This is a genomic window from Streptomyces sp. NPDC003038 (assembly GCF_040611115.1).
GTDB lineage: Bacteria > Actinomycetota > Actinomycetes > Streptomycetales > Streptomycetaceae > Streptomyces.
This window is the reverse complement of sequence record NZ_JBEXNN010000024.1, coordinates 1-16,673: the sequence shown is the minus strand read 5'-3', so window position 1 is coordinate 16,673 and position 16,673 is coordinate 1. Positions and strand designations below refer to the sequence as shown.

General features: G+C 72.8%; 13 protein-coding genes. 8 read left to right on the top strand and 5 right to left on the bottom strand.

Features of this window, described 5'->3' with window-relative positions; all coding sequences use genetic code 11:
* Positions 1-6: 6 nt before the first annotated feature.
* From ABZX75_RS25345 to ABZX75_RS25330, 4 genes are all read right to left on the bottom strand, one after another.
* On the bottom strand, positions 7-1,245 hold the full coding sequence (locus ABZX75_RS25345) for a beta-ketoacyl synthase N-terminal-like domain-containing protein (protein ID WP_355414303.1): 1,239 nt from the start codon (positions 1,243-1,245) through the stop codon (positions 7-9).
* Positions 1,242-2,513, bottom strand: a complete 1,272-nt coding sequence (locus ABZX75_RS25340; RefSeq protein WP_355414301.1) for a beta-ketoacyl-[acyl-carrier-protein] synthase family protein — start codon at positions 2,511-2,513, stop codon at positions 1,242-1,244. Before ABZX75_RS25340 ends, ABZX75_RS25345 begins: the two co-directional genes overlap by 4 nt.
* Complete coding sequence (locus ABZX75_RS25335) at positions 2,510-2,953, bottom strand: cupin domain-containing protein (RefSeq protein ID WP_355414299.1); 444 nt, start codon at positions 2,951-2,953, stop codon at positions 2,510-2,512. The genes ABZX75_RS25340 and ABZX75_RS25335 overlap by 4 nt, the downstream gene beginning before the upstream one ends.
* Positions 2,954-3,120: 167 nt before the next feature.
* Positions 3,121-4,218: a SchA/CurD-like domain-containing protein gene (locus tag ABZX75_RS25330; protein ID WP_355414297.1), complete on the bottom strand. Its 1,098-nt coding sequence runs from the start codon at positions 4,216-4,218 to the stop codon at positions 3,121-3,123.
* 289 nt (positions 4,219-4,507) lie between these two features.
* Between ABZX75_RS25330 and ABZX75_RS25325 the strand changes: the two genes are divergently transcribed.
* On the top strand, positions 4,508-6,139 hold the full coding sequence (locus ABZX75_RS25325) for an FAD-dependent monooxygenase (RefSeq protein WP_355414295.1): 1,632 nt from the start codon (positions 4,508-4,510) through the stop codon (positions 6,137-6,139).
* Between the two features lie 239 nt (positions 6,140-6,378).
* Here the strand turns inward: ABZX75_RS25325 and ABZX75_RS25320 are convergent, their stop codons facing one another.
* Complete coding sequence (locus ABZX75_RS25320; RefSeq protein ID WP_355414293.1) at positions 6,379-6,588, bottom strand: acyl-CoA carboxylase subunit epsilon; 210 nt, start codon at positions 6,586-6,588, stop codon at positions 6,379-6,381.
* Between the two features lie 305 nt (positions 6,589-6,893).
* Here ABZX75_RS25320 and ABZX75_RS25315 point away from each other — a divergent pair, with 305 nt between their 5' ends.
* The 7 genes from ABZX75_RS25315 (at position 6,894) to ABZX75_RS25285 (ending at position 16,544) form a co-directional block, all read left to right on the top strand.
* Complete coding sequence (locus tag ABZX75_RS25315) at positions 6,894-7,112, top strand: hypothetical protein (RefSeq protein WP_355414291.1); 219 nt, start codon at positions 6,894-6,896, stop codon at positions 7,110-7,112.
* A gap of 335 nt (positions 7,113-7,447) precedes the next feature.
* Positions 7,448-8,902: a glycoside hydrolase family 16 protein gene (locus tag ABZX75_RS25310; protein ID WP_355414289.1), complete on the top strand. Its 1,455-nt coding sequence runs from the start codon at positions 7,448-7,450 to the stop codon at positions 8,900-8,902.
* A gap of 259 nt (positions 8,903-9,161) precedes the next feature.
* On the top strand, positions 9,162-10,646 hold the full coding sequence (locus tag ABZX75_RS25305; protein ID WP_355414287.1) for an aldehyde dehydrogenase family protein: 1,485 nt from the start codon (positions 9,162-9,164) through the stop codon (positions 10,644-10,646).
* 14 nt (positions 10,647-10,660) lie between these two features.
* A complete protein-coding gene (locus tag ABZX75_RS25300; RefSeq protein ID WP_355414285.1) occupies positions 10,661-12,274 on the top strand; it encodes a GMC oxidoreductase in 1,614 nt (537 codons plus the stop codon).
* Positions 12,271-13,437 carry a glycine betaine/L-proline ABC transporter ATP-binding protein gene (locus tag ABZX75_RS25295; protein ID WP_355414283.1) on the top strand — a complete coding sequence of 389 codons (1,167 nt, stop codon included), beginning with the start codon at positions 12,271-12,273 and terminating at the stop codon, positions 13,435-13,437. The genes ABZX75_RS25300 and ABZX75_RS25295 overlap by 4 nt, the downstream gene beginning before the upstream one ends.
* 52 nt (positions 13,438-13,489) lie before the next feature.
* Positions 13,490-15,559 carry an ABC transporter permease subunit gene (locus tag ABZX75_RS25290; RefSeq protein ID WP_355414281.1) on the top strand — a complete coding sequence of 690 codons (2,070 nt, stop codon included), beginning with the start codon at positions 13,490-13,492 and terminating at the stop codon, positions 15,557-15,559.
* A 1-nt stretch (position 15,560) separates the two neighbouring features.
* A complete protein-coding gene (locus ABZX75_RS25285) occupies positions 15,561-16,544 on the top strand; it encodes an ABC transporter substrate-binding protein (protein ID WP_355414279.1) in 984 nt (327 codons plus the stop codon).
* The last annotated feature ends 129 nt before the right edge of the window (positions 16,545-16,673 follow it).

Here is a 16,673-nt window from a genome sequence, read left to right as displayed (position 1 = left end):
GGACTGCTACAGGGGCACCGGGGGGCCTTTGCGCAGGACGAGCGCGGAGTTCGAGCCCATCCGGCCGCGGCTCAGTACGAGCGCGGTGCGCAGCTCCGCGGAGCGGGCGCTGCCGGTCACCACGTCGAGGTCATGGCACACGTCGAAGACGTTCGGAGTCGGCGGGACGGTGCCGTGCTCCAGTGCCAGGACCGCCGCCGCGGTGTCGAGGGCGGGCGCCGCGCAGTACGCCCTGCCGGTGCCGGTCTTGGGCGCCGTCACCGGTACCTTCCGCCCGTGTCCGCCGAGGGCGTCGGCGATGGCACGCGCCTCGGCCGCGTCGGACTCCGGGGTGCCGAGGGCATCGGCGAAGACCACGTCGATCTCCTCGGGGGCGCACCCGGCTTCCCGGAGCGCACCGCGGATCGCGTGGGCCAGCCCTTCCCCGGACTCGTCCCGCCGTATGGTGCCGGTGAAGGTGGCGGTGTGGCCGGCGAGTACGGCGCGTACCGTGGCGCCACGGCGGTGGGCCTCGGTCTCGTCCTCGACGAGGAACATCGCGCCGCCCTCCGCGGGGACGAACCCGCAGGCCTTGTCGGTGAAGGGCCGGTAGGCGCGCTCGGGGTCGTCCCCGGTGCTCAGCCCCTCGTACCCGAGCTGGCAGACGACTGAGTACGGCGCGAGGGGCGCCTCCGTCGCCCCGACCAGCATCGCCCGGCTGCCCTGGCGGATCGCCCGGGCGGCGTGCGCGAAGGCGTCGAGGCCACCGGCCTCGTCGCTGGCGACGACGGCACACGGGCCCTTCAGCCCGCGGCGGATGGAGATCTGGCCGGTGCTCGCGGCGTAGAACCAGGCGATGGACTGGTAGGGGCCGACGTAGCGGGGGCCTTGTTCCCACAGCCGTTGCAGCTCGCGCTGTCCGAATTCGCCGCCGCCGGATCCGGCCGCGGTGACGACCCCCACGGAGAAGGGGTCGCCCTCGTAGTCGGCCCGGCCGAGCCGGGCGTCTTGCAGGGCGAGGTCGGCCGCGGCGAGGGCGTGGTGGCTGAAGCGGTCCGTCTGGACGAGGAAGCGGTCCTCGACCATCGTGCCCGGGTCGAAGCCCCGTACCTCGCCCGCGACGCGCAGCGGCAGATGCTCGCAGCCCGGGCGGGTGACGCGGTCCAGGACGCTGAGGCCGGACTGGGTCGCCTTCCAGAAGGCGTCGGCGCCGATGCCGTTGGGCGCGACGACCCCGATGCCCGTGATGACCGTACGGCTGGTCATGTGACCTCCTCCTTCGGCCGGGTCATGACGACGGCGGACTGGAATCCGCCGAAGCCGCTGCCGACCGAGAGCACGTGGCGCAGCTTGCGGCTGCGGGCGGTGCGCGGGACGTAGTCCAGGTCGCACTCGGGGTCGGGGGTCTCGTAGTTCGCCGTCGGCGGCACGACCTGATGGGTCATCGCGAGCACGCAGGCCGCCAGCTCGATGGCGCCGATGGCGCCGAGGGAGTGCCCCACCATCGACTTGATGGAGGTCATCGGCGTCTTGTAGGCGTGCTCGCCCAGGACCCGCTTGACCGCCGCGGTCTCATGGCGGTCGTTCTGCTTGGTCCCGGAGCCGTGCGCGTTGACGTAGTCGATCTCGTCCGCGCCGACCCGGGCCTGGGCGAGAGCGGTTTCGATGGCCCGGGCCATCTCCAGGCCCTCGGCGGTCAGCCCGGTCATGTGGTGGGCGTTGCCGAAGGTGGCGTAGCCGCCGATCTCGCAGTAGACGGTCGCACCGCGGGCGCGGGCGTGTTCCAGCTCTTCGAGTACGAGGACGGCGCCGCCCTCGCCGAGGACGAACCCGTCCCGGTCGGCGTCGAACGGCCTCGATGCGTGGGCCGGGTCGTCGTTGTTCGGCGAGGTCGCCTTGATGGCGTCGAAGCAGGCCACGGTGATGGGCGACACGGGTGAATCCGAGGCGCCGGCGATGCAGATGTCCATCCGGCCCTCCTCGATGGAATGGGCGGCGTACCCGATGGCGTCGAGTCCCGAGGTGCAGCCGGTGGAGACGGTCTGCACCGGGCCGCGCGCACCCGTCTGCTCCGCCACGGCGGAGGCGAGGGTGGCGGGCGTGAACGCCCGGTGCAGATACGGTCCGGCGAGCCGGTGGTCGACGTCCCACCAGGCGCCGGACTGGCTCACGGCGACGTAGTCGTGCTCCAGGCGGGTGGTACCGCCCACGGCCGTGCCGAGGGAGACACCGGTCCGCCACGCCTCGTCCGTGGAGAGGTCGAGACCGGCGTCGCGTACGGCCTCCCGGGCTGCGACCAGGGCGAACTGGATGTACCGGTCCGCCCGGGCTGTGTCGTCCGGGCCGAGGCCGTGCGCGGCGGGGTCGAAGTCGACCTCCGCGGCTATCCGGGAGCGGAAACCCGTCGGGTCGAAGAGGGTGATCCCGCGTGTCGCCGTACGGCCGTTCGCCAGCAGGTCCCAGAAGGCGCGGACTCCGATCCCACCGGGCGCGACGACGCCGACTCCGGTGACCGCCACTCGCCGGCGGGTCACGAGACCACCCCCGTGCGGTCCGGCGGCCGGTCCCATCCCGTGCTCTCCGGGTGCGGGGCCTCTTCGGTGTCGACGTGGCCGAGCTCCGGCCGCGGGGCGAGCGGGCCGAGGTGGAAGACCATGCGGGCCTCGGTGTCCCCGACGTTGCGGAACCGGTGGCGCACGTTGAGGGGGACCAGCAGTCCCTGGTCGGTGCGCAGCGGGTGGGCCTCGCCGTCGAGGTCGACCTCCAGCCGCCCGCTGACCACGTACACGAACTCCTCGGAGTACGGGTGGTAGTGCTCGGCGATGGACTCACCGGGGGCCATGACGGCCAGACCCATGAAACCGCTGGTGGAGCCCACCGAGGTCGGGGTGAGCACGGCCCTCAGATCGCCTCCGCGCCTGCGGTTGGGCTGGGTCTCGCTGAGGTCCACGATGCGTGGGCGATGTTGGGTCATGGCGGGTTTCCTCCTGGCGTGTGGGGAGCCTGGACGGGGCTGGTGGAGTGGCTGGGGGGTGGCTGGGGTGGCTGGGGTGGTGCCGGAGCGGATCAGGGCCGCGCGGTGCGAGCACTGCGCCGGCTCAGCGCGAGCTCGCGACGGTGCGAGCTCGGGACGGTGCGAGCTCAGGACGGTGCCGGTGCCCGACGGTCGGTGATCAGCTTCATGGCGTGGTCCGCGACGCGGGCCGGTCGGCCGGCTCCGGCCATCAGCCGCTCCAGCACCGCCGCCTTGCGCGGTCCTTCGACCCCGAAGGCCGCCGCGGGCTCCGCGTCGAGCGGGCCGCGGACGTCGATGAGGCGGACGACGATGTCGTCGCGCTGGAAGATGCTGCTGCTGCGCACGATGCTCGCCGGGCGGTGCGCGGCGGCCTCGTCCTGCCGTGCCAGGAACTTGGCGAGCGCGGGGCCGCAGCCGGGCCTGGCCGGGTAGAACAGCGCGTGCCGCTTCACATCGTCGGATTCCGGTTCCGGCGCGGCGATGTGGTGGACGGCCGGGAGTGCGGCGCGCATGAAGAACATCCGGGCGGACTCGGGGTCGTTCAGGTTCCGGTCCTGCTCCAGGTACGGGTTGATGGCCTCTTCCACGGCCCGTACTTCGGGCTGCTCGGAGACGTGGCGCAGCGCCGCCATCAGGTCGCCCTGGACCTCCACCGTCCGTACGACCCGGTTGCCGTGCATGAAGAGCGACGTACGGCAGAGCCGCGTGTGGTCGTCGACTCTGGCCGCCGGGGAGGCGTAGCTGGAGAGGATGGACGCGACCTCCTTCTCGCTGCCCGGTTTGACCGTGAAGGTCAGGGCGTGGCGGACGATGCCCGCGCCCAGGCGGGGCGAGGGCTGGAGCCGCGCCATAGACGGGCGGGCCGCGTGGTCGTAACCCCGGCCGGTCTCCCGCAGCACCGTGAACTTGAGGGGGCGCATGGTGCGGGCGCAGGCACCCAGCGGCTTCACCTGTTCGGCGTGGTGTTCGCTGTTGACCCAGGCGAGGTACTGCGGGGCGCTCTCCCACTCGCTGGTGATGAGCCACTGCGAGGGGTTCTCGAAGGACTGGCACAGCTGGTCGCTGATGTGGCCCGGGACCGACGCGATGTCGTGGCGGAGTTGTTCGTATGCCTCGAAGAACCGCTGCTGGGTCCCCTCGTGGAGGTCCATCAGCAGCACGACCCGGAGCATGGAGCCGTCGAAGGCCGACTGCGACACCCGTTCGGACAGGGTGGTTGTCATCTGCTCACTCCTTCGTGAGGGGGTGGAGATCCGTCGCGAGCTCCGTCGCTCACGGCACCCCTCGTCCGTCATCGGTGGCGTCCGCCCGGGCCCGGCGGCCGCCTCGGTCGGGAACGGCAGGCCGGCGCATCTCAGGGGGAGCCGCTGTCGCTCATCGTCATCCGGACGGGGACGTACCGCTACATGTCAGGATCAAGCGGGTGACAACGGGCGACTCGCCCGGGCCTCGTCGTCGATCGGGGGCATAGAGAGTGCACTGCCCCCCACAGGAAACAGGAGCCCGCAGCTGATGGAAGACAAAGCCGATGTTCGCGTACCGGTTCTCGTCGTGGGCGGCTCCCTCGTGGGCCTGTCCACCTCGTTGTTCCTGAGCCGTCACGGCATCAGGCACCTGCTGGTCGAGAAGCACGCCGGTACCTCCGTCCACCCTCGCGGACGGGGAATCAACGCCCGGACCATGGAACTCTTCCGGACGGCGGGCGCCGAGCCCGCCATCCGGAAGGAAGCCTCCGCGCTTGAGGCCAATCAGGGCATTCTTCAGACGGAGTCGCTCATCGGAGGCGAGCACAACTGGCTCGTCAAGGCGGTCGACCCGTCCGGGGCGATCGCCCGGCTCAGCCCGACCGGCTGGTGCCTGTGCAGCCAGAACAACATCGAGCCGGTGCTGGCCGCGCAGAGCGGCGCGCAGGGCGCCGACGTCCGCTTCTCCACCGAACTGATGAGTTTCGACCAGGACGCCACGGGCGTGAGCGCCCTGGTGAAGAACCGCGACACCGGTGAGCACCTCACCGTCCGCGCGGACTTCCTGATCGCCGCCGACGGCCCGCGCAGCCCCGTCCGGGAGGCGTTGCGCATTCCCCAGACCGGCAACGGCGAACTGTTCCACAACGTGAGCATCACCTTCCGCTCCGAGCGGCTCACCGAGCTCCTGGGCGACCTGCGCTTCATCGTCTGCTACCTGATGCGCCCGGGCGCCGACGGGGCGCTGCTTCCCGTCGACAACGAAACGCAGTGGGTCTTCCACGCCCCCTGGCACCCGGAGACGGGCGAGACCCTGGAGGACTTCACCGACGAGCGCTGCGCGGCGCAGATCCGCGAGGCGATCGGCGTACCCGACCTGGACGTCGAGATCGGCGGCACGGCGCCCTGGCACGCGGCGGAGCGGGTCGCCGAGCAGTACTCGGTCGGCAGGGTCTTCCTGGTGGGTGACGCGGCCCATGAGATGGCCCCCACCGGCGCGTTCGGCTCCAACACCGGCATCCAGGACGCGCACAACCTGGCCTGGAAGATCGCGGCCGTGCTGGACGGCTCCGCCGGAGTCGAGCTGCTCGACACCTACGAGGCCGAGCGGCTGCCGGTGGCCCGGGCCACGAGCGAGCGCGCTTCCGCCCGTTCGGCCGAACACAGCCACCCCGGCTACGTGCCGCCCCCCACCATGGGCGGCGGCCCGGGCAGCGGGGTCCTCACCACGGCGATGGGCTACTGCTACCCGCGCGGCGCGGTCCTCGGCGGCGAGCCCGGGCGGCCCGTCATCCCGGAGGCGCTGCGCCTGAAGGGCGACACCGGTACCCGGGCGCCGCACATGTGGGTGACCAGGGCCGGTGCGCGGATCTCCACGCTTGACCTCTACGAGCGGTCGTTCGTACTGCTCAGCGGCCACGGGACACCGTGGCAGGAGGCGGCGCGGCAGGTGGCGCGGCGGCTGTCGGCGCGACTGGACGCCTACACCATCGGCCGCGCCCAGGACGCCGACCTGATTCCGGAGGGCGACGCCGACTGGACCGAGGTCCACGCGATGACGGCCGGGGGCGCGGTGCTCGTACGGCCGGACGGATTCGTGGCGTGGCGGTCCGAGGACGCGGTGGCCGATCCCGAGGCAGTGCTCCTCGACGTCCTCTCGACGGTGCTGCGCCGGGCGTGACCGCTTCACGACCCCTTCCGCCGGCCGTGCGTGCGGCCGGCGGAAGGGACTCAGCGGCAGGCCGGGCGGACTCGGCCGCAGCGTCACCGGCCGACTCAGCGGGCGACTCAGCGGGCGACTCAGCGGCCGGCTCAGCGGCCGGCTCAACGGCCGGCTCAACGGCCGGCTCAACGGCCGGCTCAACGGCCGGCTCAACGGCCGGCTCAACGGCGGGCTCAACGGCGGGCCCAGCGGCCGACTCAGCGGCAGGCCCAGCAACCGGCCCAGCAGCCCGGGTTACGCCATCCGGGTCGTCGGCGGTGGAGTGCGGAACCGGCGCCCTTGGCGGCCTTCCCGGTGGTCCGGCCCGCGTAGCAGGCGACCACGACCGCGATCGCCGCCAGTTCCTCGGGGGCGGCCACGCCCTTCTCGACACGCAGCAGGCTCGCTATGGGGACATCGTTCGACATCGGCACGGCCTCTCGTACGGGGGCTGCGCCGCATGCGCCCGATCGCGCGAGGGTCGGACCGACGCGGCGATGACGCGGGCTGCACGCGGGTGGCTCGGCGCGCTGACGGGACGTGGCCCGTGCCTGCGAACCGGCCGGCGGACCCTTGTCGGGTCACCAGGACTCCTGACGCGACCGACGCTACAAGCGCCCGGCGGAACCGGCATTCCGGGGAGGCCGCCGCTGCGCCTTCCGTCCGCGCGGGGCGGCGGGCGCGGTTCGGCCTGCCGCGCCCCTTCCGCCCCCGCACCGCCACCGGGCCGTCCGTGAGCGGCCACCGGCCCCTGGTGTGCCGGGGCTGTTCCAGCCACCTGTACGCGGTCTGCACCAGGGACCACGCCGGGCGGAACAGGGCCGGGCAGTGGGAGGTCGATCACGAGACGCCCGTACTGTGCCCGCTCGAAGGGCTGTTGCCGCTGACCGGGACGGCGGCCGACGTCCACGACCTGCCCGGCGCGGAAGAGGTCCTGGGCCCGCGGGGTTGAAGCACAGGAGGTTGGGCCGTACGGGTGAGCCGCGTGCGGCGCCGATCATCGCCCGGCGCCGATCATCGCGCGGTGACCAGCGCGGTCCCGGGTCGCCCTCACGTGGCCGGGTGACCCGCAGCGGCGCAGCCGCACCCCCGCACCTGAACCGCCCCGCCCTTCAACGAGTGAACTCCCGCTGCCCCGCAGCCCTTTCCCGGCTCCATGTCTTGACGCCTGCGGGGGTGGGGAGCACAGTGTCGATCGGCGCTGCGTGAGAGCGCTCTCAAGACGGTGAGACTCACTGGCTCTTCCCCCGTACCGCGCCGCTCCACGGCGCCTCAGAGAGGGCACCCATGCGTGAGACATCCGGCACAAAACGTCAGACCGCCCGGCGGGCCGTCATGGCCGCGCTCGGCACGGCGGCCGTGGTGGCGGCCGCCGCCGCGGCCGTCACCCTGCCCGCCAACGCCGCGGCTCCCCCGGTTCCGCCCGGCTGGTCCCAGGTCTTCCTGGACGACTTCAGCGGGGCGGCGGGATCCGGCGTGAACACCGCGAACTGGCAGTACACCACCGGTACGAGCTACCCCGGCGGGCCCGCCAACTTCGGCACCGGCGAGATCGAGACGATGACCGCCGACGCCGCCAACGTCTCGCTCGACGGCGCGGGAAACCTGCGCATCACACCGAGGCGGGACGCCGCGGGCAACTGGACCTCCGGCCGCATCGAGACCAAGCGGGCCGACTTCCAGCCCCCTGCGGGCGGCACCTTACGCACCGAGGCACGCATCCAGATGCCGAACGTCACGGGTGCGGCGGCCAAGGGCTACTGGCCCGCGTTCTGGATGCTGGGAGCCCCGTACCGCGGCAACTGGTGGAACTGGCCCGCTGTCGGGGAGCTCGACATCCTGGAGAACGTCCAGGGCATCAACAACGTCTGGTCCACCATGCACTGCGGCACCAGCCCGGGCGGCCCCTGCAACGAGAAGTCCGGCATCGGCGGTCAGCACGTCTGCCCGGGCACCAGCTGCCAGGGCGGCTTCCACACCTACGCCGTGGAGTGGGACCGGTCCACCGAGGTGGAGGAGATGCGCTTCTCCGTCGACGGGCTCAACTACCACACGGTCCGGGCGAGTCAGGTGGACGCCACCACCTGGGCCAATGCCACGAACCACGGTTACTTCATCATCCTGAACGTCGCCATGGGCGGTGAGTTCCCGGCGGCCTTCGGCGGCGGACCCGACGCGGGCACCCAGCCCGGCCACCCCATGGTGGTCGACTACGTGTCCGTACTCACCTCGACCGGAGGCACCGCCCCGCCCACCACTCGTCCGCCCACCACTCGTCCGCCGACCACTCCCCCGCCGACGACGCCTCCCAGCACCCCGCCGGCCGGCAACCGTGACGCGTACTCCGCGATCGAGGCCGAGTCGTACGACGACCAGGCGGGGGTGGCCAAGGAGACCACCACGGACACGGGCGGCGGCCAGAACCTGACGGCGATCCGCAACGGCGACTGGGCCGTCTACAGGGGCGTCGACTTCGGTCCCCGCGCCGCGAAGCAGTTCTACGCTCGCGTCGCCGGCGGCGCCACGAGCGGGGTCAGCGGACTGGTCGAGGTCCGGCTCGACAGCCGGACCGGCCCACCGGTCGGCAGCTTCTCCGTCGCCGACACGGGCGGCTGGCAGAGCTGGCGGACGATCCCGGTCAACATCGACCCGCTCACGGGCACGCACGACGTCTACCTGACCTTCACCAGCGGCCAGCCCGCCGACTACGTGAACGTCAACTGGTTCGCATTCGGCCACTGACGGACCGGGCCGGGCGCTCACCGACGTTCCACACCGCGCTCCCCGACGTTCCACACCGCGCTCATCGACGTGACCCGCCGACGGGCCCCGCCCGGTACCTCCGGGCGGGGCCCGTCCACCGGCCGCCGCCCGTCGCCCCGCGTGACTCCGGTCACTTCGGGTGACGGAAGGGACATGAGTGCCGGGGGACGGGGCATGAGCGGGCCTTGCCAGATCACCGCGGGTCCGCCGCGGTGCGGAACCGGAGGTACAGCGCGTCATGTCGGAGCGACAAACCATTCACACAGCCGGGACGTGGAGGTCCGCGGTCTCAGGAGCCACCAGGGAGATCGTGGATCCGGCGGACGCCACCGTCCTCGCCGTGGTCGCCGAGGGCGGCACCGCCGACACCGACGCGGCCGTCAGCGCCGCACGCGCCGCCTTCGACGGCGGGGAGTGGCCGGGCACCCCGGTCGCCGAGCGGGCCGCACTGCTGCGCCGCACGGCGGACCTGCTCCAGCGTGACCGCGAGCGCATCGGCCTCCTGGAGAGCCGGGACGCGGGCAAGACGCTCGAAGAGGGCCGCGTGGACGTGGACTGCGTCAGCGACGCCTTCCGCTACTTCGCCGACCTCGTCACCGGTGAGGGCGCCGGCCGGGTCGTGGACGCGGGATCCCCCGACATCCACAGCGTCGTCGTCCATGAGCCGGTCGGGGTGTGCGCCCTGATCACCCCGTGGAACTACCCGATGCTCCAGGCCAGCTGGAAGATCGCCCCGGCCCTGGCGGCGGGCAACACCTTCGTCGTCAAGCCGAGCGAGATCACTCCGCTGACCACGGTGGCCCTCGTCGAGCTGCTGGTGGAGGCGGGGCTACCCGCCGGAGTCGCCAATCTGGTCACCGGTCCTGGCGATCCGGTCGGCGCCCGCCTCGCCGCCCACCCCGATGTCGACCTGGTCTCCTTCACCGGTGGGCTCGCCAGCGGTACGAAGGTCATGCGCGCGGCCGCCGACACGGTGAAGAAGGTCGCCCTCGAACTCGGCGGCAAGAACCCCAACGTGGTGTTCGCCGACGCCTGCGCCACCGAGGAAGGGTTCGACACCACCGTCGACCAGGCGCTCAACGCCGCCTTCATGCACAGCGGGCAGGTGTGCTCGGCCGGTTCGCGGCTGATCATCGAGGAGTCGCTGCGCGAGCGGTTCGTCGCCGAACTCTCCCGGCGCGCCGAGAAGATCCGCCTCGGCCGCGGCACCGACCCCGGCGTCGAGTGCGGCCCGCTGGTCTCGGCCGCCCAGCTCGCGCGGACGGAGTCGTACGTCGCCTCCGCGCTCACCGAGGGCGCCGTGCTGCGGGCCGGCGGCGAACGGCCCGCGGGCCCCGGCTACTTCTACCGCCCCACCGTGCTCGACCGCTGCCACCGCCGCATGCGGGTCGTGCGCGAAGAGGTCTTCGGACCGGTCCTGACCGTCGAGACCTTCCGTACCGAGGACGAGGCCGTCGCGCTCGCCAACGACACCGAGTACGGGCTGGCCGGCGCCGTCTGGACGGCGGATCAGGGCCGTGCCCGGCGGGTAGCCGGGCGGCTGCGCCACGGCACCGTATGGATCAACGACTTCCACCCCTACCTGCCGCAGGCGGAGTGGGGCGGCTTCGGAAAGTCCGGCATCGGGCGCGAGCTCGGCCCGTCGGGTCTGGCCGAGTACCGAGAGACCAAGCACGTGTACCAGAACCTCGCTCCGCGCCCCGTGCGCTGGTTCGCGGGCTGAGGGGCAGGAGAGACATGACCACCCCCACGCACCATCACACCCCCACGCACACCGCAGACGACCATGACCCCGCCCCCGCCCGGGGGCAGGCCGGGGAGCCGGAGCAGTCACAGGAGTACGACTACGTCGTGGTCGGCGGCGGCACCGCCGGCTCCGTGATCGCTTCCCGCCTCACCGAGGACCCGGACGTCACCGTCGCCGTCATCGAGGGCGGGCCCAGCGACGTCGACCGCCCCGACGTCCTCACCCTGCGCCGCTGGATGGGCCTGCTCGGCGGGGAGCTCGACTACGACTACCCCACCACCGAGCAGCCGCGCGGCAATTCCCACATCAGGCACAGCCGGGCCCGCGTACTGGGCGGCTGCTCCTCGCACAACACCCTCATCGCCTTCAAGCCGCTGCCGTCCGACTGGGACGAGTGGTCGGAGGCGGGCGCCGAGGGCTGGCACGCGGCGGCCATGGACCCGTACTTCGACCGGCTCCTCAACAACATCGTGCCGGTGGACGAGGCCGACCGCAACGCCATCGCCCGCGACTTCGTGGACGCGGCCCAGAGCGCGCTGGGCGTGCCCCGCGTCGAGGGCTTCAACCGGAAGCCGTTCCACGAGGGCGCCGGGTTCTTCGACCTCGCCTACCACCCGGAGGACAACAAGCGTTCGTCGGCCTCGGTGGCGTACCTCCACCCGGTCATGGACGAGCGGCCGAACCTGAAGCTGCTGCTGGAGACCTGGGCGTACCGCCTGGAACTGGAGGGCACCCGGGCGCGCGGCGTGCGCGTCCGGGCCAAGGACGGCACGCGGTCACTGGTCAGGGCCCGCCGCGAGGTGCTGCTGTGCGCGGGCGCGGTCGACACCCCGCGGCTGCTGCTGCACTCCGGCATAGGCCCTCGCCGGGACTTGGAGGCCCTGGGCATCCCGGTGGTCCACGACCTGCCGGGGGTCGGCGAGAACCTCCTCGACCACCCCGAGTCGGTGATCGTCTGGGAGACCAACGGCCCGATCCCCGAGAACTCGGCGATGGACAGCGACGCGGGGCTGTTCGTCCGGCGCGACCCCGACTCCCCGGGGCCCGACCTGATGTTCCACTTCTACCAGATCCCCTTCACGGACAACCCGGAGCGGCTCGGCTACGAACGCCCCGCCCACGGCGTCTCGATGACCCCCAACATCCCCAAGCCGCGCAGCCGCGGCCGCCTCTACCTCACCAGCGCCGACCCGGAGGCCAAACCCGCCCTCGACTTCCGGTACTTCACGGACGAGGACGACTACGACGGCCGGACCCTGGTGGACGGAATCAAGCTGGCCCGCGAGATCGCCGCCACCGAGCCGCTGGCCGGATGGCTGCGGCGCGAGGTCTGTCCCGGCCCCGAGATCACCGACGACGAGGCGCTGAGCACCTACGCCCGTTCGGTGGCGCACACCGTCTACCACCCCGCCGGCACCTGCAAGATGGGCGCCGGCGACGACGAAAGGGCCGTTGTGGCACCGGACTTGAAGGTTCGCGGTCTCGACGGCCTGCGCATCGCCGACGCCTCCGTCTTCCCGACGATGCCCGCGGTCAACCCGATGATCGGAGTACTCATGGTCGGCGAGAAGGCCGCCGAGCTGCTGCGAGGCGAGGCCCGGTGAACGCCACGCCCACCGTCTCCGGCATGCCCGGCCCTGGCGGCGGCCTCGGCTCCCCCGGCGCCGTGGACTCCCGCGACACCCCCGACTCCGGCAGCAGCCCCGGCTCCGTCGGCACCCCTGTCTTCTCCGTCGAGGGCCTGTGGAAGGTCTTCGGCCCCCGGCGCAAGGCCGCCCGGGTCCCGGGCTCCGAGCTCGCCGCGTTGCCCGCCGCCGAACTGCGCGAGCGGACCGGCTGCACCGCCGCCGTCCGCGACGTCACCTTCGACGTCCGCAAGGGCGAGGTCTTCGTCGTCATGGGCCTGTCCGGCTCGGGCAAGTCCACCCTGGTCCGCTGCCTGACCCGGCTCATCGAGCCCACGGCCGGATCCCTCTCCATCGATGGCGAGGACGTGCTCGCCATGGATCCGGCCCGGCTTCGCGCCTTGCGCCGCCACCGCGCCGCCATGGTCTTCCAGCACTTCGGACTGCTGCCGCACCGCACCGTTCTGGACAACGTTGCCTACGGTCTGGAGATCCAGGGCATGAGCCGCACCGACCGGCGCGCCAGGGCGGCCGAGATGGTCGTCAAGGTCGGCCTCGAAGGCCTGGAGGACCGTCGGCCAGGACAGCTGTCCGGCGGCCAGCAGCAGCGCGTCGGCCTCGCCCGCGCCCTGGCGGCCGACCCGGAAGTGCTGCTGTTCGACGAGCCCTTCAGCGCACTCGACCCGCTGATCCGCCGCGAGATGCAGGACGAGGTGGCCCGACTCCACCACGACGAGGGCCGCACGATGGTCTTCATCACCCACGACCTGTCCGAGGCGCTGCGCCTCGGCGACCGCATCGCGCTGATGCGCGACGGCCGGATCGTGCAGCTCGGCACCCCTGAGGAGATCGTGGGCTCGCCCGCCGACGCGTATGTACGGGACTTCGTCCGTGACGTGCCGCGCGAGCAGGTGCTCACCGTACGCAGCGCGATGCGCCCCGCCGCGGCCGGCGAGGCCGACCAGGGCCCGGCGCTCGCCCCCGGGGCCACCGTGGTGGAAGCCATCGAGGCCGTCGCCCGCAGCGGCGGCCCGGCGCGGATCGTCGACGACGGCCGGTGCCTCGGGGTCGTCGACGACGCGGGGCTGCTCGCCGTCGTGGCCGGCCTTCCGGCCGCGGTCGGCCGGGGGGTGGCGGCATGACGCGCCGAGCCCTCCGCACTGCCCCTGTCCCCGGAACCGGGAGGTGGTGCGGATGACCACGACGACCACCACACCCGTACGCGAGCCCGAACGGCGGGGCCGGCCCGAACAGCCCGAGCGGCCAGGCGCGGGTGAACGGCCCCAGGGCCCGCGGTCCGCCGCCGCCGGCTCGCCCGGCCTCCGTCGTCCGAAGGCCCTGCCGCTGCGCCACCGCGTCGGCCGCCGGCTCCTGCCCCTCGCCGTCGCCGCCGTGCTGCTCGTCCCGCTCGCGGTCGTCTTCCCCGGCGCCGGCACCTGGCCCGCATCCTTGACCGTCGACCTGTCCGGGCCGCTCGGCCGGGCCGGCGACTGGATCATCGAGAACCGCGACGGCCACCCTCTCTTCCTCTACTTCTTCGGACATGTCAGCAACGTCGTGGTGACGTCCGTCCGCGCGGTGTACCTCGTCCTGCTCGCCGCCGGCTGGATCGGCGTCACCGCCCTGGCCGGCCTGGTCGCCTGGCGCCTGGCGGGCATGCGGCTCGCCGCGACCTGCGTCGCCGCGTTCGCCGCGTGCGGGCTGCTCGGCATGTGGGTACCGACGATGCAGACCCTCGCACTGATGGTCGTAGCCGTCGCCGCCTCCGTCGCGCTCGGCGCCCTGCTGGGTCTGGCCGCCGGGCTGTCGCCGCGGGCTGGCCGCGCGCTGCGCCCGGTGCTCGACACCATGCAGGTGCTGCCCGCCTTCGCCTATCTGCTGCCGATGGTGCTGGTCTTCGGCATCGGCGTGCCAGCAGCCGTCCTCGCCACCGTCGTGTACGCGGCTCCGCCGATGGCCCGGCTCACCGCGCTCGGCCTGCGCCAGGCCGACCCGGGGGTGCTGGAGGCCGCGGCCTCGCTCGGCGCGACCGGACGCCAGCGCCTCCTCACCGCGCGGCTGCCGCTGGCCCGCCGGCAGCTCCTGCTCGGCGTCAACCAGGCCGTCATGATGGCGCTGTCCATGGCCGTCATCGCCTCGGTGATCGGCGCGGGCGGCCTCGGCGACCGGGTCTACCAGGCCCTCGCCTCGGTCGACGTCGGTGCGGCGCTCGCCGCCGGCATCCCCATCGTGCTGCTCGCGGTGGTCCTCGACCGCACCGCCGACGCGGCAGGCACCCGGCTGGGGGCCGCCCCGGTCCCCTCGGCCGAACGGTCCGTGCTGCGCCGGGTGTTCGCCGGCTGGTACGGGCGCGTGCTCACCGTCCTCGCGGCCGTCGCCGCCGCCGTCGCGGGCCGGATCGCGGGCACCTCCCTGTGGCCCGAGTCCTGGACCGTGCCGATCGCCGAGCCCGTCAACCGGGCGGTCGCCTGGATGACCGACCACCTCTACTCCGGAGTACCCGTCGTCGGCGGCACCGCCGACTGGGCGGCCCGCTTCACCGGCTGGGTCCTCGACCCTCTGCGCTCCGGGCTGCAGGCCACGCCCTGGTGGCTGCTCCTGATCGTGGTCGGCGCGCTCGGTCTCCTCGCCGGCACCTGGCGTACCGCGCTGACCGCCGTGCTCGCCCTGGCCGCCATCGGTGTCCTCGGCGTGTGGGAACCCTCCCTCGACACGCTCTCGCAGGTGCTGGCCGCCGTCGCCGTCACCCTCGTACTGGGTTTCGCGATCGCCGTCGGCGCCGCCCGCAGCGCCCGCGCGCAGCATCTGCTGCGCCCGGTGCTCGACGTGTGCCAGACCATGCCCCAGTTCGTCTATCTCATCCCGGTGGTCGCGCTGTTCGGCGTCGGTCGCGGGCCGGCCGCGGCCGCCGCCGTCGTGTACGCGCTGCCCGCCGTGGTCCGCATCACCACCGAGGGCCTGCGCGGGGTGAATCCGGCGGCCCTGGAGTCGGCCCGCTCCCTCGGCGCCACCGGCTCGCAGCAGCTGCGCCAGGTCCAGCTTCCGCTCGCCCGCCCCGCGTTGCTGCTCGCCGTGAACCAGGCGGTGGTGCTGGTCCTCGCCGTCGTCATCATCGGCGGTCTGGTCGGCGGCGGTGCTCTCGGCTACGACGTCGTCCTCGGCCTCGCCCAGGGCGACCTGGCCACGGGGCTGGTGGCCGGCGCGGCGATCGTGTGCCTCGGCCTGATGCTCGACCGCGTCACCCAGCCAGCGAAGGAGGCCTGACATGCCGGTACGACACCACGGGCGAGGCCGGGGCCGACGCGTCGTCGCCGCGCTCGCCGCCGCGACCTCCCTCGCCGCCCTCAGCGGCTGCGGCGCGGCCGACATGACCCGCCAGTCCTCCCCGTACGCCGCCGCGCAGGGCGCGAAGACCGTCACCCTCTCCGTCCAGTCCTGGGTGGGCGCCCAGGCGAACACCGCCGTCGCCGCCTACCTGCTGGAACACGAGCTGGGCTATCGCGTCGACACGGTCCAGGTGGACGAGGTCCCCGCGTGGGACGCGCTCAGCCAGGGCCGGGTCGACGCGATCCTGGAGGACTGGGGCCACCCGGAGCAGGAGAAGCGGTACGTCCAGGACAAGAAGACCATCACCCCGGGCGGCGACCTGGGCGTGACCGGCCACATCGGCTGGTTCGTGCCGACGTACTTCGCCGAAGCGCATCCGGACGTCACCGACTGGAAGAACCTCGACAAGTACGCGGACCAGCTGCGTACCGCCGAGAGCCGCGGCAAGGGCCAGCTGCTGGACGGCTCCCCCTCGTACGTCACGAACGACAAGGCGCTGGTGAAGAACCTGGGCCTGGACTTCGAGGTGGTCTTCGCGGGCTCCGAGGCTGCGCAGATCACCCAGATCAAGCAGTTCGCGAAGGAGCGCAAGCCCTTCCTGACCTACTGGTACAAGCCCCAGTGGCTGTTCGAGCGGGTCCCGATGACGGAGGTGGCGCTTCCCGAGTACCGGGAGGGGTGCGACGCCGACGCGGAGAAGGTGGCCTGCGCCTATCCCCACACACCGCTCCAGAAGTATCTGAACACGCGCTTCGCGCAGCGGGGCGGCAAGGCGGCCGCCTTGCTGAAGAAGTTCCACTGGAGCGTCGAGGAGCAGAACGAGGTGGCCCTGATGATCGCCGAGGAGAAGCTGCCTCCGGAGCAGGCGGCGAAGCGGTGGGTGGAGCGCAACGAGCAGGTGTGGAAGCCGTGGACGCGCTGATCCGCCGCCCGCGCTGACGCCTGCCGCTCGCACCGGAAGAACCGGGGCCGCTCGCACCAGCATGGGGCGGGGCGCCCCCGGTCGTGGGGGGGGGGGCGCGGTCTGGGGGGTGGGGCGCTGGCGCCGGCG